Source organism: Streptomyces sp. NPDC111516 (assembly GCF_055635345.1).
This window is the reverse complement of the sequence record NZ_JBVKBV010000017.1, coordinates 68466-87927: the sequence shown is the minus strand read 5'-3', so window position 1 is coordinate 87927 and position 19462 is coordinate 68466. Positions and strand designations below refer to the sequence as shown.

Annotated in this window: 18 protein-coding genes, 1 pseudogene and 1 riboswitch; of the genes and pseudogenes, 9 read left to right on the top strand and 10 right to left on the bottom strand. The window is 70.0% G+C overall.

Annotated features, from left to right (window positions below):
• Nucleotides 1-421: 421 nt before the first annotated feature.
• Nucleotides 422-1495, top strand: coding sequence for a Dyp-type peroxidase (locus ACZ7L9_RS27240; RefSeq protein WP_471419127.1), 1074 nt, complete (start codon nucleotides 422-424; stop codon nucleotides 1493-1495).
• Nucleotides 1495-2292: a family 1 encapsulin nanocompartment shell protein gene (locus tag ACZ7L9_RS27235; protein WP_471419125.1), complete on the top strand. Its 798-nt coding sequence runs from the start codon at nucleotides 1495-1497 to the stop codon at nucleotides 2290-2292. Before ACZ7L9_RS27240 ends, ACZ7L9_RS27235 begins: the two co-directional genes overlap by 1 nt.
• Nucleotides 2293-3100: 808 nt before the next feature.
• Here the strand turns inward: ACZ7L9_RS27235 and ACZ7L9_RS27230 are convergent.
• From ACZ7L9_RS27230 to panD, 3 genes are all read right to left on the bottom strand, one after another.
• Nucleotides 3101-3730 carry an aspartate/glutamate racemase family protein gene (locus tag ACZ7L9_RS27230; RefSeq protein ID WP_471419123.1) on the bottom strand — a complete coding sequence of 210 codons (630 nt, stop codon included), beginning with the start codon at nucleotides 3728-3730 and terminating at the stop codon, nucleotides 3101-3103.
• Between the two features lie 75 nt (nucleotides 3731-3805).
• Nucleotides 3806-4165 carry a GNAT family N-acetyltransferase gene (locus ACZ7L9_RS27225; protein ID WP_471419121.1) on the bottom strand — a complete coding sequence of 120 codons (360 nt, stop codon included), beginning with the start codon at nucleotides 4163-4165 and terminating at the stop codon, nucleotides 3806-3808.
• A 31-nt stretch (nucleotides 4166-4196) separates the two neighbouring features.
• Nucleotides 4197-4622: an aspartate 1-decarboxylase gene (gene panD / locus ACZ7L9_RS27220; protein ID WP_471419119.1), complete on the bottom strand. Its 426-nt coding sequence runs from the start codon at nucleotides 4620-4622 to the stop codon at nucleotides 4197-4199.
• 233 nt (nucleotides 4623-4855) lie between these two features.
• Between panD and ACZ7L9_RS27215 the strand changes: the two genes are divergently transcribed.
• The 5 genes from ACZ7L9_RS27215 to ACZ7L9_RS27195 all read left to right on the top strand — a co-directional run bounded on the left by ACZ7L9_RS27215 (nucleotide 4856) and on the right by ACZ7L9_RS27195 (nucleotide 8915).
• Nucleotides 4856-5065 carry a hypothetical protein gene (locus ACZ7L9_RS27215; RefSeq protein WP_471419117.1) on the top strand — a complete coding sequence of 70 codons (210 nt, stop codon included), beginning with the start codon at nucleotides 4856-4858 and terminating at the stop codon, nucleotides 5063-5065.
• 74 nt (nucleotides 5066-5139) lie between these two features.
• Nucleotides 5140-5291, top strand: a riboswitch (cobalamin riboswitch).
• Between the two features lie 39 nt (nucleotides 5292-5330).
• Nucleotides 5331-6317 (top strand): ABC transporter substrate-binding protein, encoded by a 987-nt coding sequence (locus ACZ7L9_RS27210; protein ID WP_471419115.1) that lies wholly within the window; start codon nucleotides 5331-5333, stop codon nucleotides 6315-6317.
• Nucleotides 6314-7369: a FecCD family ABC transporter permease gene (locus ACZ7L9_RS27205; RefSeq protein WP_471419113.1), complete on the top strand. Its 1056-nt coding sequence runs from the start codon at nucleotides 6314-6316 to the stop codon at nucleotides 7367-7369. The genes ACZ7L9_RS27210 and ACZ7L9_RS27205 overlap by 4 nt, the downstream gene beginning before the upstream one ends.
• Nucleotides 7366-8154, top strand: a complete 789-nt coding sequence (locus ACZ7L9_RS27200; RefSeq protein ID WP_471419111.1) for an ABC transporter ATP-binding protein — start codon at nucleotides 7366-7368, stop codon at nucleotides 8152-8154. The genes ACZ7L9_RS27205 and ACZ7L9_RS27200 overlap by 4 nt, the downstream gene beginning before the upstream one ends.
• Entirely contained in the window at nucleotides 8151-8915 is a 765-nt protein-coding gene (locus tag ACZ7L9_RS27195; RefSeq protein ID WP_471419109.1) for a (2Fe-2S)-binding protein, read from the top strand. The genes ACZ7L9_RS27200 and ACZ7L9_RS27195 overlap by 4 nt, the downstream gene beginning before the upstream one ends.
• 78 nt (nucleotides 8916-8993) lie before the next feature.
• Here the strand turns inward: ACZ7L9_RS27195 and ACZ7L9_RS27190 are convergent.
• Both ACZ7L9_RS27190 and ACZ7L9_RS27185 read right to left on the bottom strand, forming a co-directional pair.
• Nucleotides 8994-9373, bottom strand: a pseudogene (locus ACZ7L9_RS27190) (enoyl-CoA hydratase/isomerase family protein); the annotation flags it as partial.
• Nucleotides 9374-10054: 681 nt separating this feature from the next.
• On the bottom strand, nucleotides 10055-11761 hold the full coding sequence (locus tag ACZ7L9_RS27185; protein ID WP_471419107.1) for an FAD-dependent oxidoreductase: 1707 nt from the start codon (nucleotides 11759-11761) through the stop codon (nucleotides 10055-10057).
• Nucleotides 11762-12007: 246 nt separating this feature from the next.
• Between ACZ7L9_RS27185 and ACZ7L9_RS27180 the strand changes: the two genes are divergently transcribed.
• On the top strand, nucleotides 12008-12370 hold the full coding sequence (locus ACZ7L9_RS27180) for a UBP-type zinc finger domain-containing protein (protein ID WP_471419105.1): 363 nt from the start codon (nucleotides 12008-12010) through the stop codon (nucleotides 12368-12370).
• 530 nt (nucleotides 12371-12900) lie between these two features.
• Here ACZ7L9_RS27180 and ACZ7L9_RS27175 read toward each other — a convergent pair.
• From ACZ7L9_RS27175 to ACZ7L9_RS27155, 5 genes are all read right to left on the bottom strand, one after another.
• Nucleotides 12901-13668, bottom strand: a complete 768-nt coding sequence (locus ACZ7L9_RS27175) for an SDR family NAD(P)-dependent oxidoreductase (protein WP_471419103.1) — start codon at nucleotides 13666-13668, stop codon at nucleotides 12901-12903.
• A gap of 393 nt (nucleotides 13669-14061) precedes the next feature.
• Nucleotides 14062-15030 carry an MBL fold metallo-hydrolase gene (locus tag ACZ7L9_RS27170; protein ID WP_471419101.1) on the bottom strand — a complete coding sequence of 323 codons (969 nt, stop codon included), beginning with the start codon at nucleotides 15028-15030 and terminating at the stop codon, nucleotides 14062-14064.
• Nucleotides 15031-15123: 93 nt separating this feature from the next.
• Nucleotides 15124-15963 (bottom strand): MBL fold metallo-hydrolase, encoded by an 840-nt coding sequence (locus tag ACZ7L9_RS27165; protein ID WP_471419098.1) that lies wholly within the window; start codon nucleotides 15961-15963, stop codon nucleotides 15124-15126.
• Nucleotides 15964-16016: 53 nt separating this feature from the next.
• The gene (locus tag ACZ7L9_RS27160; RefSeq protein ID WP_471419096.1) at nucleotides 16017-16343 is read right to left on the bottom strand and encodes a hypothetical protein; all 327 of its coding nucleotides are present in this window, start codon (nucleotides 16341-16343) and stop codon (nucleotides 16017-16019) included.
• A gap of 265 nt (nucleotides 16344-16608) precedes the next feature.
• Nucleotides 16609-17487 carry a D-2-hydroxyacid dehydrogenase family protein gene (locus ACZ7L9_RS27155; RefSeq protein ID WP_471419248.1) on the bottom strand — a complete coding sequence of 293 codons (879 nt, stop codon included), beginning with the start codon at nucleotides 17485-17487 and terminating at the stop codon, nucleotides 16609-16611.
• Between the two features lie 676 nt (nucleotides 17488-18163).
• Here ACZ7L9_RS27155 and ACZ7L9_RS27150 point away from each other — a divergent pair.
• Nucleotides 18164-19159: an LLM class flavin-dependent oxidoreductase gene (locus tag ACZ7L9_RS27150; protein WP_471419094.1), complete on the top strand. Its 996-nt coding sequence runs from the start codon at nucleotides 18164-18166 to the stop codon at nucleotides 19157-19159.
• The last annotated feature ends 303 nt before the right edge of the window (nucleotides 19160-19462 follow it).

Sequence of the window (19462 nt, the reverse complement as noted above, 5' to 3'; positions counted from 1 at the left end):
CGTTCGGCAGCCCTCCGCCGATGCGCCACGGTGGAGACCGGGCTGACACCGGTGGCCGTGGGCCCTGAGACCTGGTGGGGCAGCCCCCGAAGGCGATGCGGGTCTGCCGCGGCCCGCCGGAGTGCCCGGCCTATTGCCACGCCCCTGGCGGTCGGACCGCCCGGCCTCCTCCGGCTCCGAGCCGTTCGCACCTGGCCGGTGTCCCGGTCGTCGCCGGGAGGTCGCGCGGGTCGTCGCCTCACGTGACGTCCGGAAGCGCGTCAAGAAACCGGTGGATGAGGCGAACCGGCCCACCGTCGCCCGGGCGGGTGACCCGGGGTGCGGCGCAGTCGTACGTGTGCGTAAGTAGCAGCGGGCCTACTTGTCGCCCCACCCGAGAGCTCGCTGCACTTCCGTACCGCTGACGCCATGGAGCCTCCGTATGCCCGACGCCACGCCGGAACCGGTCGCGGCCCAGCCCGTCGTCGCGCCGTTGACCAGCGCCGCCCTGATCCTGGTCGCCACGATCGAGCCCGATGGTGAGCCCGTCGTCCGCGGGGTGCTGCCGGATCTGGCGGCGATCTCCCGTTCCATCGGGTTCCGGTTCCCGGGCGCCGACCTGGTCGCGGTGACCTCTTTCGGCTCCGACGCCTGGGACCGGCTGTTCGCAGGACCGCGTCCGGCGGGGCTCCACCCGTTCCAGGAACTGCACGGTGCCCGCCACCGGGCGCCCGCCACGCCGGGAGATCTGCTGTTCCACATCCGGGCCGAGCGGATGGACGTCTGTTACGAGTGGGCGGCCCAGCTCCTCGACCGGCTCGGCGCGGCGGTGAAGGTGGTGGACGAGACACAGGGATTCCGTTACTTCGACCACCGGGACCTGCTCGGCTTCGTCGACGGCACGGAGAACCCCGTGGGGGCGGACGCGCGATCGGCGGCCCTGGTCGGCGCGGAGGATCCCGAGTTCGCCGGCGGCAGCTACGTCATCGTGCAGAAGTATCTGCACGACCTCGCGTCCTGGAACGCGCTGAACACCGAGGCCCAGGAGCGCGTCATCGGCCGTACGAAGTTCGCCGACATCGAGTTCCCCGACGACGTCAAACCCCCCGACTCGCATGTCGCGCTCAACACGATCACCGAACCGGACGGCACGTCGCGCGAGATCCTGCGGGCCAATATGCCGTTCGGCAGCTTCCAGCAGGGCGAGTTCGGCACGTACTTCATCGGTTACGCCGCCGATCCGGGCGTGACCGAGCAGATGCTCCGCAACATGTTCCTCGGCAACCCGCCCGGCACGTACGACCGCATCCTCGACTTCTCCACGGCGGTCACCGGCACACTCTTCTACGCCCCCCGCGCCGACTTCTTCGACGCCCCGCCACCGTCGCCCGCCATGACCGCGGCCGAGACCCTGCCGGAGCCGGCGTCCGCGCCCGCGGTGGCGCAGGCCCCGGCCCCGGTTCGGTCGGACGACGGCTCGCTGCGCATCGGCAGCCTGCAAGAAAGCGCCCAGTGATGAACAACCTCCACCGCGAACTCGCCCCCGTCACGGAAGCCGCCTGGGACCAGATCGAAGAAGAGGCCCGGCGCACCTTCAGCCGCCATGTGGCGGGCCGCCGTGTCGTCGATGTCACCGGCCCGGACGGTCCCGGACTCGCAGCCATCGGCGACGGTCATCTGCGCGGAATCGATCCGCCCACACCGGACGTGACCGCCCGGGCCCGCACTTCGGTGCCCGTCATCGAGTGGCGGGTGCCGTTCACGGTGACCCGTTCGGCCGTGGACGACGTCGAGCGCGGTTCCGACGACAGCGACTGGCAGCCCGTCAAGGACGCGGCCCGCACCTGTGCGTTCGCCGAGGACATGGCGATCATCGACGGGTACGCGTCGGCCGGCATCACCGGGCTCCGGGACGGCTCCTCGCACACCCCGCTGCCGCTTCCGGCCGACGCCCGCGACTATCCGACCGCCGTCAGCCAGGCGCTGACCCGGCTGCGGCTGGCCGGGGTCGACGGCCCGTACCGGCTGCTGCTCGGTGCCGACGCCTTCACCGAGGCGACGGAGACCTCCGACCACGGATACCCGGTGGCCACCCACCTGGCCCGGCTGCTGGACGACCAGATCCTGTGGGCACCCGCCGTCACGGGCGGCGTTCTGCTGTCCACCCGGGGCGGCGACTTCGAACTGCGCCTGGGCCAGGATCTGTCGATCGGCTATCAGGACCACGACGCGACCAGCATCCGGCTCTACTTCCATCAGGCGTTCACCTTCCGAATGCTGACGCCGGAGGCCGTGATCCCGATCATCGCCTGACCCTCCCGGCAGCACCACGCAGGTGGGAGCCGTGCCGGGTGCGACCGTCCACCACGAGAGTTCCCTCCGGCGGAGTCAGACCGCCGGCCCGCCCCACCCCTGGGCCAGGAACGCCTCGACGGTCCGGGCGAACCGGCGGGGGTTGTCGAGCCACGGATGGTGTCCCGCGTCCGGCTGGACGACCGGCTGCCGAACAACGCCGCGACACCGGCGGCGAGACAGGTAAGCGGGCCGCCCTCCAATACCGCGAGGACGAGGACCGGTGCGCCCCACGCGGCAAGGGCGGCGCGGGCCGCGGCGGTGCTTCCGGCGGAAGTTCCCGGACAGCACACCCCAGGTCGGCCCCACGGCCGCGGACCGCGACCGGCAGCATACGAACAGGGCTCGATCACCGGCTCACGGCGCGCGTGGACACCGCCCCGGTCGGCACCGGAGTAGCGCTGTCGAGGGGCCGGAGCCCGCGAGACGGACCGGGCGGTCAGCCGGGCGGATGAGGTGACGGCTCCGGTTCCGGTACCGGCTCGGGGTTCGGGGTGGGCGGCTGTGGAATCGGATCCGGCGCGGGGCCGGGCGGGACGGGTCCGGGCGGCGGAGGCGGCGGCTCCGGCAGCGGCGACGGCGGCTCGGGCATCGGTCCGGGCGTGGGCGCCGGTGCCACGGGGTCGGGGTACGGATTGGTCATCGGAGGCCTCCGAGCGGTTCGGGGTGGATCTGCTTCCACCGTCCCCCGGAGCGGCTGCCCGCGCCTGGTGAGCCCATGCGTACGGGTTCCGGATGATCTGTCCGGGTGCACCGTCCCCGCGACGGGTCAGCGCGCGGCGGCGACTGCCGCGGCTGCGAGGCCCGTCCGGGGGCTGGCGAGCACCGGGATCCGGGTGACCGCACGGGTGACCACATCGGCCATCGACGCCTGCGCCAGCACGATCACATCGGCGTCCGTCACCGCATCTACCGCCGCCGCGACCAGGTCCAGAAAGCCGTCGCGGTCCCCGGCCTCGAAGCGCGCCCAGGCCCCCTCGACCAGGACGGTGCGGACCCCGACGGGCCGGTCCCCCACCTCTTCGGCGAGCAGCGCGAGGGTCGGCGCCAGGGTGTCGCCCAGCGCCGCGAGGACCACCACGCGGTCCATTTCCGAGGCAGCGGCCGCCATGGGGCGGTCGACACGCAGCACCGGAACCCCGACCGTCAGCGCGGCCGACTCCGCGACCCCGCCGATCGTCGAACAGGTGCAGAGAACGGCGGAGGCACCTTCGGCGACGACGCCCGCGAGCAGCGCCCGGATCTCGTCCGACACCGCTTCGGGGCCCTCGTCCCTGGCCCGGGCGAGCAGGTTCTCGGACACGAGATGGCGCAGGGCGAGTCCGGGATGATCCGTGTCCCGGAGCGCGTCGAAGACCGGGACGTGGACCGGGGAGGTGTGCAGAAGTGCGAGTGTCATCGACCGAACGTACAACTCCCCGGTCCGGGTCGGGTCATCGGCCGAGTGGATCGGTGCAGTCCGCCGTGTTGATCACTACAACTCGGGGTGGGACGTGAGCTGCGCCTTCGCCCGCTCCACCAGTTCGGCCGGGGCCTCGGGAGCCCGGTCGGGGTGGCGCTCCGCCCACTTCGCGGCGTACGGGCAGAGCGGGACGACCGGGACACCCTCGCGGCCCGCCATGGCGTAGAACTCCTGGACGAGGGCGCCCGCGATGCCCTTGCCCTCGTGGCCGGGCTCGACGACGGTGTGCACGGCGACGAGCGCCGCGGGGTCGCCTTCCATCACGAAGTACGCGATGACTCCGGCGGCCTTCCCGTTCTCGTACGCGAGGAGGTTGCCGCGCGTGCGGTCGTCGCGGATGTCGAGTTCGATCCGGTCGGTCTGTTCTGCCATGACGGGTGCTCCCTCAGTGGTCGAGCCGGGGTCAGCGCGCCGCTGGGAGGGCGTGCGGGCTCCGTTCGGTGGCGGTGCCGGGTACGGGCTCGGAGGCATCGGCGCCGAGCGCGACGATCCGGTTGTCGGCATCGACATGCACGATACGCGGGGTCAGGCCGCGCGCCTCGGCGTCGTCGACCTGGGCGTAACTGATCAGGATGACCAGGTCACCGGGGTGGACGAGGTGGGCGGCGGCGCCGTTGACGCCGATGACACCGGAGCCGCGTTCGCCCTCGATGACGTACGTCTCCAGGCGTGCACCGTTGTCGATGTCGACGATGTGCACCAGCTCGCCGGGCAGCAGGTCCGCCGCTTCCATCAACTCGGCATCGACGGTGACGGAACCGACGTAGTGCAGGTCGGCCTGGGTCACGGTGGCCCGGTGGATCTTGGACTTGAACATCGTGCGCAGCAATCTGTACTCCTGGAAGAGGGCTCCCTGCCAGCTTTGTGCAGGTCAAGGGCGTTCTTCACTGTACAACTGCACGCCTTGGACTCGTAGATTGCAGAGAACATCAGTTCACGCTCGCGAGCAGGCTCCCTGCCTGCGATTCCGCGCGAATCAGGCTGTTGCAACGCGGCCGATCGGGCACCTGACCGGAAGGCCATCTCGGAATTCTGGGGGACTGATGCTGATCAGATGCTGACTTGACGGCACCACTCAGCAGGCCACGGCCTGTTACGGGACACGCCCACCGGGCCAACGGCCGTAGCCGCGCCCAGCCGACCGCCGCCGTGGTGGACGCGCAGAGCGTGAAGGTTTCGGGAAACGTTACCGAGACCAGCCAGGGCATCTACGCCGGCAAGAAGATCAAGGGACGCAAGCGTCGTCTGATCACCGACACCACAGCAGCCTGAATGGTGGTCAGATGCCCTCGGTCGTCGCGGACCTCGGCGTCCGGGGCCGACCAGGGCCGACAACGCACGGGTCGGGACCTGTCGGAATGCGCGGTCTGACAGAATGGGCTTCGAAAATTCAGGCGACGCGCGTCAGGAAACCGGTGTGAATCCGGTACGGTCCCGCCACTGTGACCGGGCTGCAGCAGCCCGGAAGCCAGATACTGGCCGCGCCGCCTTCTCGTACGACCCAGGGGACGAGGACATCCCCCGGAAAGGCTCGGCCATGCCCCGGATCCGCCGTGTACCACTCGCGCTCATACCGCTGCTTCTGCTGCCGCTCACCGGATGCGGCTCCGGCACGGACGGCGAGGACAAGGCAAAGGCCGCACCGGCCGTCGACGGTTTTCCCTACACGGTCACCAACTGCGGTACGAAGACGACCTTCGACGCCCCGCCGAAGCGGGTCGTCACCATGAACCAGCACGTCACCGAGATCGTGCTGGCCCTCGGGCTCCAGGACCGGCTGACCGGGACGGCCTACCTGGACGACAGCATCCTGCCGGAGTACCGGTCCGCGTACGCCGGGACCAAGGTGCTCGCGAAGGAGTACCCCTCCAAGGAGGTGCTGCTCGGCGCCAACCCCGACTTCGTCTACGGCGGGTACAGCAGCGCCTTCGACAAGGCCAAGGGCCTGGACCGGGCGGGACTTCAGAAGGACGGCATCAACACCCGGCTGAACATCGAGAACTGCACCAAGGGCAAGGTCGGTATCGATCAGCTCGCCACCGAGATCACCCAAGTCGCCAGGATCTTCGGCGTACCGGAACGCGGCAGGAAGCTGATCGCCGAGGAGCGACAGAAGATCACGACGGTCGAGGCAGGGCTCAAGGGCTCCTCACGTCCCTCGGTGTTCGTGTACGACTCCGGCGACAGCTCCGCGTTCACGGCGGGCGGCAAGGGCATCGGCAACGAGATCGTCCGGCTCGCCGGGGGCCGGAACGTCTTCGCGGACCTCGACGCCACCTTCGGCGACGTGTCCTGGGAGCAGGTCATCAAGCGCAAGCCCGAGGTGGTCGTGATCTACGACTACGGAGGCACCACGATGGCAGCCAAGAAGAAGCGGCTGCTGAACGATCCGGCACTCGCGAACGTGCCGGCGGTCAGGAACAAGAAGTTCGCGGTGCTCCCGCTGTCCTCGGCGGTGCTCGGTGTCCGGGTCGCCGACGCCGTGCAGGACCTGGCCGGGCAGCTGCACCCCGGCACTCCGTGAGCGCGGAGTCCGCCCGCCCCGGCCCGAAGTCCGTCCTGCGCTCGGCCCCTGTCGTGATCGGCGTCCTCACGGTGCTGCTGCTCGCGGCGGCGGTGGCCGGTCTGGCGCTCGGCCCGGTACGGATTCCGCCGGGCGAGGTATTGAGTACGGTCCTGGGCGGTGAACGCACCGGTGCGTACCCGACGATCGTGTGGGAGGTACGGATGCCCAGGGTGCTGCTCGGGGCCGTCGTCGGCGCCGGGCTGGCCCTGTCGGGCACGGTGCTCCAGGCGCTGGTGCGCAACCCGTTGGCCGATCCGTTTCTGCTGGGCGCCTCGTCCGGGGCGTCAGCGGGCGCCGCCGTGGTCGTCGTGCTGGGGGTCGGCGCCGGAGCGGCCACCGACGTGGCGCTGCCCATTGCCGCGTTCGCCGGGTCCATGGCCGCGCTGGTCGCCGTCTACGCGATGGCCCGGCGCGGCGGCACCATGACAACGGGCCGACTGATCCTGGCCGGGGTGGCGATCCAGTACGTGCTGTCCGCATTCACCAGCCTGATCCTGGTGTTGTCCTCCCGGGCCGAGCATGTGCGGGCGATCCTGTTCTGGACCCTGGGCGGCCTGGGTGGCGCCCGCTGGGACCAACTGGCGCTGCCCGCCGCGATATTGGGCGTCGGGGCCGTACTCCTGATCAGCCTGGCCCGTCCGCTGGATCTGCTGCTCACCGGGGAGGAAGGGGCCCGCAGCCTGGGCCTGGACCCCGGACGTTTCCGGGGCGGGGTCTTCGTGCTGGTGTCGCTGATCATCGGCGTGCTGGTCGCCTACAGCGGGGCGATCGGCTTCGTCGGCCTGATGATTCCGCACGCCGCACGGCTGATCGTCGGCGCGTCCCACCGCGGACTGCTGCCGGTGACCGCGCTCGGCGGGGCCGTCTTCCTGCTGCTGGCCGATCTGCTGGCCCGAACCGTGGCAGCCCCCGAAGAGATTCCCGCCGGGGTGATCACTGCCCTGCTCGGCGGCCCGTTCTTCCTCTGGCTGCTGCGCCGCTCCAGCCGTACCGAAGGGATCACCGGATGAGCCCGGCACCGTCCGCGACGGCGCTCGCCGCCGACGGGATCAGCTACCAGGTGGCCGGCCGTACTCTGCTCGACGCAGTCGTGCTGGACGCCGCCCCCGGCGAGACGGTCGGCCTGGTCGGGCCGAACGGCAGCGGCAAAACCACCTTCCTGCGCTGTGTGTACGGCGCCCTGCGCCCCGCAGCGGGCCGGGTCCTGCTGGACGGAGCGGACGCCGCGACCCTCGGCGTGAAGGAACGGGCCCGCCACGTCGCCGTCGTACCGCAGGACAGCCCCGGCACCTTCGGCCTGACCGTACGCCAGATCGTGGCGATGGGCCGAAGCCCACACAAACGGTTCTGGGAGCAGGACGACGCCGACGACGCCCGCCGCATCGACCAGTCGCTCCAGCGCGTCGGCGCGGCGCCCCTGACCGACCGGCGGTTCGAAGAGCTGTCCGGCGGGGAACGGCAACGGGCCCTGATCGCCCGCGCCCTGGTCCAGGAACCGGGGCTGCTGGCGCTCGACGAACCCACGAACCATCTGGACATCCGCTACCAGCTGGAGATCCTCGGCCTGATAAGGACGCTGGGCACCACCAATCTGCTGGTGCTGCACGACCTCAACCTGGCCGCCTCCTACTGCGACCGGCTGTTCGTCCTCAGCGCCGGACGACTGGTGGCGTCCGGCTCCCCGCACGCGGTACTGACGGAAGAACTGCTGGCCGAGGTCTACGGGATACGAACCCGGATCGGCGTCCACCCGGTCACCGGCTCCCCCAACGTCGTCTACCTCCCGCTGTCATGAGTGACGACACTTCCCCCGTCTGGACGCCCTTGCCGCACGGGCCACGCTGGCAGGTCGCCGAAGGCGAACCGTCCGCGAGCGAAGCAGGAGTGTGGCTGGCAGCCGACCGACTGGCCGATCCGGCGGGCGTGGAGCTGTCCAGTCTGCTGGAGCGCGAGCGCACCAGCAGCGGCCACCGCACCGGTCATGCGACCGCGCTGACCCTGATGGCGGTGTACGCGGGCTGGGTCACTGCCGCCGCCGTGCTCCACTGGGCGCTGCACGACGAGGTCCCGGACATGCGGTCCGGCAATGTCCTGGTGCGCCCCGCCACGCACGGGATCGGCGGAGTCCGGGTACGCAGAGCCCGGCTGCTGGCGCCCCGGACCGGAGAGGACTCCGTACGGCTGCTGCACCGCACCGTCCTCGACGGACATCTGCTGCCCATCGCCGATGCGCTGCACCGTCGTACCCGCGCCGGGGCCAGGCAGTTGAACGGAGGCATCACCCATGGCTGCGCCACGGCGCTGTGCGCGTACGGCGCCCGGGTGGATCTGCTGGCAGCCCGCTGGCGGCAGTTCGTGGACACCGCACCCGGCGGACTCGCGACGCTGGGCGAGGTGGAACGGGTCCGACGAGCACCGCACGGCCCGGAGCGGCTGGTCTATCTGCGCAACACCTGCTGTCTGTACTACACGAGTGCCGAGGCGATGCGCTGTGCGAGCTGTTGTCTGACCAGCCGCGAGGAGCGACTACAGGCTTACGCGAGGCCGCCGAAGTAACACCGGCGGGCTCCGGGGAGCCCGGACACCGGTACCAGCGAAGTCCGGCGCGGTCCCGAATCCCAGGCAGGCGGCGCCGGCTGCGGTTGTGACCTTGAGCGCGGTCGGCGACTTGGACAGCAGAGTCGTAGCCGCGTCCTTGGCCGCCTGAGCCTCGTGTCCGAGCAGCCGGTCGACGATCTCTTCGACCGTGTCCGCCGCATAGCAGTGGTCGATCCAGGCACGGTTGCCGTCGAGCTCGCCCGGGGTGCCTGCCGGACGTGGCGGGTGAGCACATCATGAACGGAGGCGAGGCCGGCGAGCACGGCGGGCAGCGCCTCGGACGGTACGAAGTGGTCGGCGAGACCGCATAGTTGGGCGTCGGCCGCGCCGATGGCCGTGCCGGTCAGCGCGAGGTGGGTGCCCAGTTCGCCCGGGGCCAGTCCGAGCAGGCAGGCAGGTCCCGGCCGGCCTACGAACGGACCCCTGACCGGCCGGTGGGCACGAGCGATCCGCCAAGCCGCCCGCCCGTCGGCGCGCCCCCGGCCCGTCCACCGGCCGGGGGAGCGCCGACGGACACTCACAGTGCCGTGAGCTCCGCCGCGCCATGGGGCGCCAGACGCGCAGGGCATCGACCACGTCCGCGGCGAAGTACACACTGGGAGCGATCGCCCCGTGAAGCGCCCGGGGGGCAGTGGCGGCAGCGAGGAACCCGCTCAACTCGTAGGATTCCTCGGCCCGCAGGACGAGCCTCGCGGCGGGCGGACCGTCCGCTGCTTCGCGTATTCCGCGGCAGTCTGCTGGTCAATTCTCGGCGGGCTTCCGCAACGGACGGTGTCGTACGCTTCTTCTGCACGTAGGTCTGCGTCAGGCGCTCGATCGCGTGGTCCTGAGCGCCGCAGCCGACCGATTCACACTGCTCACCGAGCGGGAGCCGGGCATATCCCCCCAGGCCCCCCGCCACGGCACTCACCAGGCCAGCAACCCGGGACGACTCCGTGCCCGATGCTGACCGTTTACTGACCGGAGCGACTCCGTCACGCCTCTGACCTGTACAGATGACCAAGCGCTGCATCTTGGACTTGAACAATGTACGCATCATGGAGGTACTCCCCGGCTAGGCCCCCTTCCTGCGTTTTTGCAGGTCAGCGACCTGCTCCTTACGAGCTGTCAGCAGTGAGGGAGTGGTGAACAGCCGAGACGACGACGGAGCCTTCGCCGACGGCGGAGGCGACGCGTTTGACGGACCCGGCTCGGACGTCGCCGACTGCGAAGACGCCGGGCAGACTGGTCTCCAGTCCGGCCGGCTGCGCACCGTCGGCGTACATCCGGCGGTTGGTGACGTCCGTGCCGACGCGGACGAAGCCCCTGTGGTCGGTTTCCAGGCAGCCGTGCAGCCAGTCGGTGTTGGGGTTGGCGCCGAGCATCAGGAAGACGTTGGCAATCGACCGGGTCTCCATGGCGCCGGTCTGGTTGCTGGTCCATCGCACCCGGGTGAGGTGCTCGTCGCCCTCGAGTCCGGTGAGTTCGGTGTGCGGGTGCACAAGAATGTTGCCGGAGGCTTCGATGCGGTCCTGCAGATAGCGGGACATGGTCTCGGACAGGCCCGGGCCACGGATGAGCATCTGGACCTGGCGGGCGTGCCGGGAGAGGAAAACCGCGGCCTGACCGGCGGAGTTGGCTCCGCCGACGACCGCGACCTCCTCGCTTTCGCACAGGCCGGCCTCCATGTGGGTGGCGGCGTAGTGGATGCCGTTGCCCTCGAACCGGTCCAGGCCGGACAGGTCCAGGCGTCGGTAGCGCGCGCCGGTGGCCACGACGACCGTCCGGGCCCGCAAGCGGTCGCCGTCCTCCAGCGTGATCGTGTACGGCCGTCGGCCGCAGTCCAGCCCCACTACCAGGCGGGGCAGCACGATGCGGGCGCCGAACTTCTGTGCTTGGACCTGGGCGCGCCCGGCCAGTGCCTGGCCGCTCACTCCGATGGGGAACCCCAGATAGTTCTCGATCATGGAGGAGGTACCGGCCTGGCCGCCCGGCGCCTCTGCCTCCAGTACCACGGTGTGCAGTCCTTCGGAGGCGGCGTAGACCGCGGCGGCCAGTCCGGCCGGGCCGGCGCCGACCACCGCAAGGTCGTACACCGCGGTCGGGTCCAGTTCCTCGGCGAGTCCCAGGTGTTGTGCCAGGTCCCGGTTGCTGGGGTTTTCCAGGAACCGGTCCGGCCGGTAGACCACCACCGGCCAGGTACTGCGGCCGTCAAGGCCGTAGCGGCTCAGCAGCTCGCGGGCGGCTGGGCCGCCCGCAGGGTCGATGGTGGCGACCGGATAGCCGTTGCTCTCGAGGAAATGCAGCACCCGCAGGGTGTCGGCGGTGGTGAGCGGGCCGGCGACCAGCACGGTGGCCTGACCGTGCTGGATCAGGCCGAGGCGGCGCAGGATGAGGGCGCGCATCACGGTCTCGCAGATGTCCGGTTCCGCAGCCAGCAGGCGACGGAACTGCGGGCGGTGCAGGCGCACCACTTGTCCGTCCTCGCCCATCCGGCCGTTGAGCAGGGCCTTGCGGTCGTTGAACAGGTCCAACTCGCCGGTGAACTGGTGGGCTCCGTGCACCGTGATGACCTGACATGCGCCGTCCGGGGCTTCATGGTAGATCTCGATGTTGCCTTCCAGGACCAGGAAGAAGTCCGCGCTCCGGTCCCCGCGCCGGAACAGCGGGGTTCCGGCGCGGAGGTCCTCGACCTGTCCGAAGCTGCGGGTGCGGGCCACCTGCTCGTCGGTGAGCCGCGGGAAGGTCTGCGCCATCCGCCGATAGGGATCGGAGGTGTCCGCGCCGGACTCGGCCGGTATCCCGAAGCCGCTGCTCGTACTCATCAGCCCCACCACCGCTCCCGCGGAACCGACCTTTGCCTCTCTTGGCCGGCACCAGGCTGAAACCGCTGCCAGAACCTCTCCAGTGTCCCACCGCGCCCCCGCGAAGCGACCGGGTTCACAAGCGCCCGGACGGCTGCTACCCCCCGGCCCCGCAGCACCACCGGTCGTACGAAGGGAGGCAGGTCATGTGCGGTGCCGGTCGAATGGAGCAACGATGGAGGGTGCGCACTGCGAAGGAGATGAGTCATGTCCGAGAACCGCGGCATTCCCGGTATCGCCCCCTCGGTGCCCCCCAGTGGAGACGGCTGCGTCGAGTGCCTGGCCGGTGAAGGCCCCGGCTGGTGGTTCCACCTGCGCCGCTGCGCCGCCTGCGGCCACATCGGCTGCTGCGATTCCTCCCCGGCCCAGCACGCCACCCGTCACGCACGCCAGGAAGGACACCCGTTCCTCGCCAGCTTCGAACCCGATGAGGACTGGTTGTGGAACGTCGAAACCGAGCAGTTCTACACCGGCCCCGACCTGGCCCCGCCCGCCAACCACCCCACCACCCAGCCCGCCCCGGGACCGCAAGGGCGCGTACCGGGGGACTGGCAACGACACCTCCACTGATCCGCCGGTTGGCCTGATGCCCATGGAAGCTGAGCTGCTCTTGACGGCGTCGCCGAATGGAACAGCCCGGTCACCGAGCTGACGCGCGCCGCCAAGAAGGCCGTACAGCAGCGCTACGGGCACAGGCCGCGCCGTGCAATCGGCTGACGAATCTGCCGATCACTGTCGCCCGCCGGAACCTCGGCTGCCCCGGTGATCAGGTGTCGGCCGAGGTGGCATCCCGGCCTCCGGCCAGCCGCCCGGCGGTCGAGTGCCACCACGCTCCGGGCCGACCACGCCCTGTACTGATCAGGCCTTGCCGCCCGCTGCCCCGCTCCGCCGTCGGCGGGCCCCACCTTGCTCAGGCGCGGACCACCGTGGTGTCCACCAGGTCCTCGGTCGGGAAACCAACGGGTCGTTGGCCGTTGTCGCCCAGCTCGGCGGCGCGGACGCCCGCAAGACCACCGGGGGCCGACCACAGGGAAAGCCAGAAAGGACCCCTCCTGCAGAGGCATTGGTCGCCTCAAGCGGCTGGTGCAGGGCCTCGCGGTTCACGAGCTCGGGAAGAGGGGCCCGCCCGCCATGAGGCCGCCGTCGACGGTCAGGACGTGGCCGCTGACGTATCTCGCCTTGTCGGAACCCAGGAACTGGACGGCCTCGGCAATCTCCTCCGGGGTGCCCGCCCGGTGCATGGGCAGTACCGAATCGACCGCGTCACGTACCGAGTCGTCGCCGGTGAACCGCTCGTACATGCCGGTCCGGGTGAAGCCGGGCGCGACCGCATTGACCCGGATACCGTGAGCGGCTCCTTCGAGTGCGGCCGCCTTGGTGATACCGGCGACAGCGTGCTTGCTCCCGACGTACAAGGTCGCCTCGGGGTATCCCATCAGGCCAAAGACGGAGCTGACGTTGACGATGCTGCCGTCCCCCTGTTCCCTCATCACCCGGAACTCGTGCTTCAGGCACAGCAGGGTCCCTTTGACGTTGGTATCGAAAGTGGTCTGGTAATCCTCGTCGTTCACCTCGGTGACAGGGCCGCGTGTTCCTTCGGTGCCGGCGTTGTTGAAGGCCACATCGATCCGCCCGAACCGCGCGACCGCACGCTCGACCAGGTCCTTTACGTCAGCGTCGAAGCGGACGTCGGCACGCACGAACTCGGTCGGGGCGCCGAGGCCGGAGAGCTCCGTGGCAAACCGTTCGCCCACGTCCTCGTGGCGGCCGGAGACGACGAGGTTCGCGCCTTGACGGGCGTAAGCCAGGGCGGTGGCGCGGCCGATGCCGGTGAGCGCACCCGTGATGAGGACTACGGGATCAGACACGTCGAGGGTCCTTCCTGCCACCGCAGGGGTGAACGGCGGGCAAATGGTTCGGAACCCGCACCGCAGCGGGCTCCTCTTCGGCCGGGGCGTACCTCCTGAATCCCGTAAAAAGTGTCCCAGCCGTACGACAGCCGCATCCGACCCCACCGCCGCATCCATCGAACGGCGTCACTTGATGGCCCGTACGGCCCACGGACGGCAGCCGGGCCAGACGGTCCGGCCGCGAACTCGACGCCCTCCTCGCCCAGCTGATCACCCTCCTCTGCGCCGAAACACCTCCCCAACTGTGAACAGCTCGCCGGATGCCGACCGGACCCACCGTCGACGTCCTTGAGAGCCGTCGTCCCTGAAGTCACCCTCCACCCGGCCGACTCGCGCGGCCGGCCAGGGAGGTCAGCCTTTGGCGGACCTGGCCGAGCCCCAGAGCGCACCCCGGTTGCCCCGGGTCGGGTGCAGTTCCAGCATGCCCTGGTAGAGCTCGAGGGTGGTCGTGGTGCGCTCGGCGACCGTCTCGAAGTCGCGGAGGTACTTCGCGGTCTCGACGATGTTCTTCGGGTCGTCGGGACCGTCCGGACGCTTGTGCCCGGCGATGACCGCCTGCGGGTTCAGCGCGGCGATGGTGTCGAGTGCGTGGAGCCAGGACCGGCGGCCCTCGGCGGACGATTCGGCGAGGTAGAGGTGGACATCGTTGTAGACGGCGTCACCGGCCACGACCAGGCCGATGGACGGCACGTGCAGGCACGTGGTGTCGTCGGTGTCGGTGTGCCCGAGCGCCACGACGACCAGGTCGTTGCCTTCCAGGTCCAGCCGGTCGCCGACCAGCGGCTCGGCCGCGACGAGCCGGTCGGGGATCTGACCCGGGAAGTTCGTGTGCCACGTCGACGCGACGGACTTCAGCGCCAGCTGCTCCTCCATCCGTGCCACCACGGCCGGTGCGGCGACGGCGCGGGCCTGCGGGAAGCGCTCGAGCACGGTGCCCAGCCCGAACCAGTGGTCGCCGTGCCCGTGGGTCACGAAGACCGTGGTGAGGTTCCTGCCGCTCGCGGCGACCCAGTCCGTCAGCCGGCCGGCCTGCTCCGTGGTCAGCAGCGCGTCGACCAGCACCGCGTCGCGCTCGCCGGTGACGAGGGTCGCCGTGATCGGCGACCACATGCGTCGGGGCAGGTCGGGTGGCAGGTCGGCGATCTCCGTGGGGATCGAGGGTGCGGTGTGGATGCTCCAGCTCAGCGGTGTTCCGGGCATGATCAGCTCCTCGGGGTCCTGCCGGTGCGCGCAGATCGCCTGTACGGGTGGGTGGTTCGGCTGCCGCATCGCCGTGCGGACCCGGGCCGCGATGTCGTCGCCGACGGTGGCGCGCGCCACCCCGTGTGGCGGGTCGCCTTCTCGGGCTCGTCACCTTTTACGGTGGCGGCCGAAGAGTTCCGCGTCGGGGTCTCCCAAGGCCGACGAGGCTGGTCATGACAGGAGTGCCAGCGCGCTGTACCAGACCGGGCTCACGTTGAGCCGATCCGGATAGAGCTGCAGCATCCGGTCGAAGAACTCGCGCGGGCTCGGTCCTGCCGCCAGCAGGCGCTGCGCATCGAGCAGGTAGGCGCGGGTCTGTTCGAGGATCGCCGGGTCGTCGGGGAGCTCTCTGTTCTTGTGGCCCGCGACGACCGCACGTGGACGCAGCGCGGCGACGGTGTTGAGCGCGGTGAGCCACTTCTCGATTCCGCCGCCGGGGCTTTCCAGCAGGTACTGGTGGACTCCGTTGTACGCGACGTCGCCTGCCACGACGAGGCCGATCGACGGCACGTGCAGGACCGTGGTGTCGTCGGTGTCGGTGTGGCCGGTCTCGACCGCCAGGAGGCGGTGCCCCTCCAGCTCGAACCCTTGGGCGGGGACCACCTGGTACACCACTGGACTGTCGGGAATGAGTCCGGGGAAGTCGACGTCCCACATCTGTTCGCGTCCCTCGGTCGCCTGCCGGTGCATCAGCCGGATCGTGCCCCCGGTCGCGTACGGCACGGCGTCAGGGAACCGTTGCATCAGCAGATCGGTGCCGAACCAGTGGTCGCCGTGCCCGTGGGTGGCGTAGATGTGAGCCAGTCGTCTGCCCCGGTTCTCGATCCAGTCGCCGACACCGTGCACCTGCTCGCGAGTGAACGGCGGGTCGACCAGGACCGCGTCCGTCTCGCCCAGGATCAGGGTGGAGGCCAGTGGCGAGGACACGATCGGGCCCCCGTCGGGCAGCCGCATGGACCGTTCGCGGCGTACTCCGTCGAAGACCATTACGTCGTAGCGCAGTTCCGTCACGTCGGACCTCCTGACTCCGCGATCGCTCGCCGAGCGCAGACGTCGGGCGGGGATCAGGCGCGGGCCGGTGTCCCCGCACGGGCCACCGGACCCGTGGCCGCTGCTTTCCGGGTACCAGGAACACCTTTCCCTGCCGGCCCTTCTGCCCAGGAGACGGCTTCACCGATCTCGTCGAGCGAGTACTTACGTCCCGGAGAGGTTTCGGTGCCCCCCTCTCGCATCAGTGCCACGGTGTACTCCCGCAACTGCCACCGTTCTGCGTCCGTGAGCCTCGGGAGCCAGTAGCCGAGCCAGTAGACCTCCACGATGCGGCGGCCCGCAAGAATGTAACGCGGGTCCTCGCCGACCTGGATCGGCTCGCCGGTCAGTGAGCCGTACACCAGCGCCAAATCTGCATTCCGGTTTCTCCGACCACCGGATCGATGGCGTGTTTGACCATGGCAAATGGGCATTGTCAGCTCAGCCCTACGCAGCGATCGTAGCCCGCACGCCTCGGCGACGCATGCCGGAGACGTCGGCACCTCAGCCGGCGCCGCGACCGTGCCTTCTCACCACGAAACCGGCACCCGGACCCGCTCACTGCCCGGGCGACCGCCGACCGGGCCTCGGCCGGTCACCGCCATCGTCAACCGACATCCCGACAGCTCAGCTGACGACGCGGATCGGTCGTCCCGCTCGGAAGGCGGCGATGTCCTCGACCGCATCGCCGTAGAAGACCTCGTAGAGCTCGCGGGTCACGTAGCCGATGTGCGGGGTGAGCACGGTGTTCGGCAGCGTGCGGAAGGGATGGTCGGGGGGTAGCGGCTCGACGTCGTAGACATCGAGTGCCGCGCACCTGATGGCCTTGCGCTGCAGGGTCTTCAGCAGGGCGTCCTGATCGATGATCGGGCCCCGCGAGGTGTTCACCAGAATGGCGGACGGCTTCATCGCGGCGAGTTCCGCACTGCCGACCAGTCCTCTGGTGCGGTCGCTGAGCACCAGGTGCACCGACAGCACGTCCGCGTCGGCGAACAGCTCCTGTCTGGTCACTGCCGTCACCCCGTGCTCGGCCGCACGTTCGGGTGTGAGGTTCTGGCTCCAGGCGATGGTGTCCATGCCGAACGCCTGGCCGATCCTGGCGACGCTGCTGCCCAGGTTTCCCAGTCCCAGGAGCCCGAGGGTCTTTCCGTGCAGCCCGGTGCCGACCGTGTGCTGCCAGCCGCCGTCCCGCATCGCCCGTTCCTCGACCGGGAGGTTGCGCGCGGCGGCGAGGATCAACGCCCAGGTGAGTTCGGCCGTGGGCGCCGCGAAATATCCCGTCCCGCAGACCACGATGCCCTGCCGAGTGGCGGCCGCCACGTCGATCGCCACGTTTCGCGGGCCGGTGCTGACCAGCAGCTTCAGATCGGGCAGCCGGCGCAGAACCTCGGCGGTGAACCACGTGCGCTCGCGCATCGCGACGACCACCTCGAAGCCGGCGAGCCTGCGGATCAGGTCGTCCGCATCCGCGATGTGGTCGGTGAACACCTCGATCTCGGCGTCCAGACGGTCCCAGGGGAAGCCCTTGGCCAGGCATGGTGGGTCGCGGAGATCTGGCCGACCAGGACGGCGAACGGCATGTCGAGGGCTGCGTAGAGGGCGCCGGAGTCGGGGTGGTGTTGCCGGCCGGACCCTCGGCCATGAGAGGGGTGTAGTCGCTGACGATGACGCCGGCCTGCTGCATGCGCAGTAGTCCGGTCTCGCGCTTGGTGCGGCTGAAGGTGCCGCAGGCGTCCGCGGCGATGTGTGCGTCGTGGCCGACGGGCTGTTGCGGAGAGCTCGGGCAGTGCAGTGCACACTTCGAACAAGCCCGAAGCGCACCTTGACCCGGTCAAGGTGCGCCACGTGGCCCGTGAACGTGCCTACGTGGCGCCTTCCAAGGATCGATATTCGCGGTGCCTTGCCTTCTTTACTGCCCTGCACGCAGTGGTCACGTTCGCTGGAGTGGTGTACCGACGGCCACCGGGTGATCTCGGTGTGGAGAGCATGTGATAGAGCCCTGCGTGGTCTTCGGTGCTGGGCCGATCAGGTTGACGGCGGCCCGTTCGGCGATGCTGCGGGGTGTGTCGAAGGCGTTGATCGATGATCGAGGCGCGTGCGTGGAGTATCAGACGAATGACCCGCAAGGGGCGGAGTATTCGGAGATGACCACGAGCAACCTGGTTCAATCGGAGGGCACCTCATGAAGATTTCCAGCCAGTTCCCGACCTCCCTCGACGCGCCGGCGCACATCGCCGTTTCTGAGCAACTGGGTTACGACCGAGCCTGGCTGTTCGACACCCCTCAGCAGAGCCCGGACGTGTGGATGATGCTGGCGTTGGCCGCGGAACGCACCCAGCGCATCGGTCTGGGGCCGGGTGTGCTGGTGCCCAACCTTCGTCATCCGATGGTCAATGCTTCGGGTACCGCTGCCTTGTGCGCCCTGGCGCCGGGGCGGGTCGCCGTCGCCTTCGGCACGGGATTCACCGGTGCCCGGGCCATGGGTGCGAAGTCCACGACCTGGGCCTATCTCGGCGAGTACGTCCGCGTGTTCCGCGCCTTGCTGCACGGCGATGCCGTCGACTGGGCCGGCGGTCGCATGCGCATGCTGCACCCGGCCGGCCATGCCCCGGCCCGCCCGGTCGACGTGCCTGTGCTGATCTCGGCGCTGGGTCCCAGGGGTTTCGCCGTCGCGAAGGAACTGGCGGACGGGCTGTTCACCGTCAACGGCGAGACCGCGTACGCCAAGGAGTTCACCTGGGCGGCTCTCGGTGTGCACGGCACCGTGCTGGCAGCGGGCGAGTCCCTGGACTCACCCCGAGTCCGTGCCGCCGCCGGGCCGGGCAACGCGCTGGCCTATCACTCCGCCTACGAGTTCGGCGGCGACGTGACCACGCTGCCCGGCGGGCAGGCATGGCTGGACGTGATCAATCAGGTTCCCGCACGAGAGCAGCACCTGGCAGTCCACGACCACCACCTGGTCGCCCTCAACGCCGCCGACCAGGCCGCCTGGGCAGCCGGCGGCTGGGCCGCGATCCCGGCCACCACAGTGACCGGATCGGCCGCACAGCTGGCCGACCGCCTCGCCGAATACGCAGAGCAAGGCATTACCGAGATCGTCTACCAGCCAACCGGACCGGACATCGCCCACGAGTTGGAGGCGTTCGTCACAGCCGCCCGTACGGTGCGTGCCGGCTGAACTCGCTTCGAACGCGACGACGCGCCGCTCGCACGCCGCCGGGCCGAGCTGACCATCGCACGCCTACGCGCGGGCGGTCCGGTGCCGCCGGCGTGGGAGCCACCCCCGCCCCGCCCTCTTCGCCCCCACCACCGCTGCCGCGCGAATCTTGGCCACTCCTGCCACCTTCACGACAGGAGGGCGGCAATCCTCAAGAACCTACAACCGTCCACGCGACGTGTGTCAGGGCGAGAAGAGCCGCGATCTGCTGCCCGTGCTCGTGGCGCTGCGGCAATGGGACGACACGTGGGCTGCGGACGAGCC

What these genes read in the sequence shown, in the direction of transcription:
- ACZ7L9_RS27240 (WP_471419127.1), top strand. Translation starts at nt 422, where the DNA reads ATGCCCGACGCCACGCCGGAACCGGTCGCGGCCCAGCCCGTCGTCGCG.
- ACZ7L9_RS27235 (WP_471419125.1), top strand. Translation starts at nt 1,495, where the DNA reads ATGAACAACCTCCACCGCGAACTCGCCCCCGTCACGGAAGCCGCCTGG.
- ACZ7L9_RS27230 (WP_471419123.1), bottom strand. Translation starts at nt 3,730, where the DNA reads ATGACACTCGCACTTCTGCACACCTCCCCGGTCCACGTCCCGGTCTTC.
- ACZ7L9_RS27225 (WP_471419121.1), bottom strand. Translation starts at nt 4,165, where the DNA reads ATGGCAGAACAGACCGACCGGATCGAACTCGACATCCGCGACGACCGC.
- ACZ7L9_RS27210 (WP_471419115.1), top strand. Translation starts at nt 5,331, where the DNA reads ATGCCCCGGATCCGCCGTGTACCACTCGCGCTCATACCGCTGCTTCTG.
- ACZ7L9_RS27200 (WP_471419111.1), top strand. Translation starts at nt 7,366, where the DNA reads ATGAGCCCGGCACCGTCCGCGACGGCGCTCGCCGCCGACGGGATCAGC.
- ACZ7L9_RS27195 (WP_471419109.1), top strand. Translation starts at nt 8,151, where the DNA reads ATGAGTGACGACACTTCCCCCGTCTGGACGCCCTTGCCGCACGGGCCA.
- ACZ7L9_RS27185 (WP_471419107.1), bottom strand. Translation starts at nt 11,761, where the DNA reads ATGAGTACGAGCAGCGGCTTCGGGATACCGGCCGAGTCCGGCGCGGAC.
- ACZ7L9_RS27180 (WP_471419105.1), top strand. Translation starts at nt 12,008, where the DNA reads ATGTCCGAGAACCGCGGCATTCCCGGTATCGCCCCCTCGGTGCCCCCC.
- ACZ7L9_RS27150 (WP_471419094.1), top strand. Translation starts at nt 18,164, where the DNA reads ATGAAGATTTCCAGCCAGTTCCCGACCTCCCTCGACGCGCCGGCGCAC.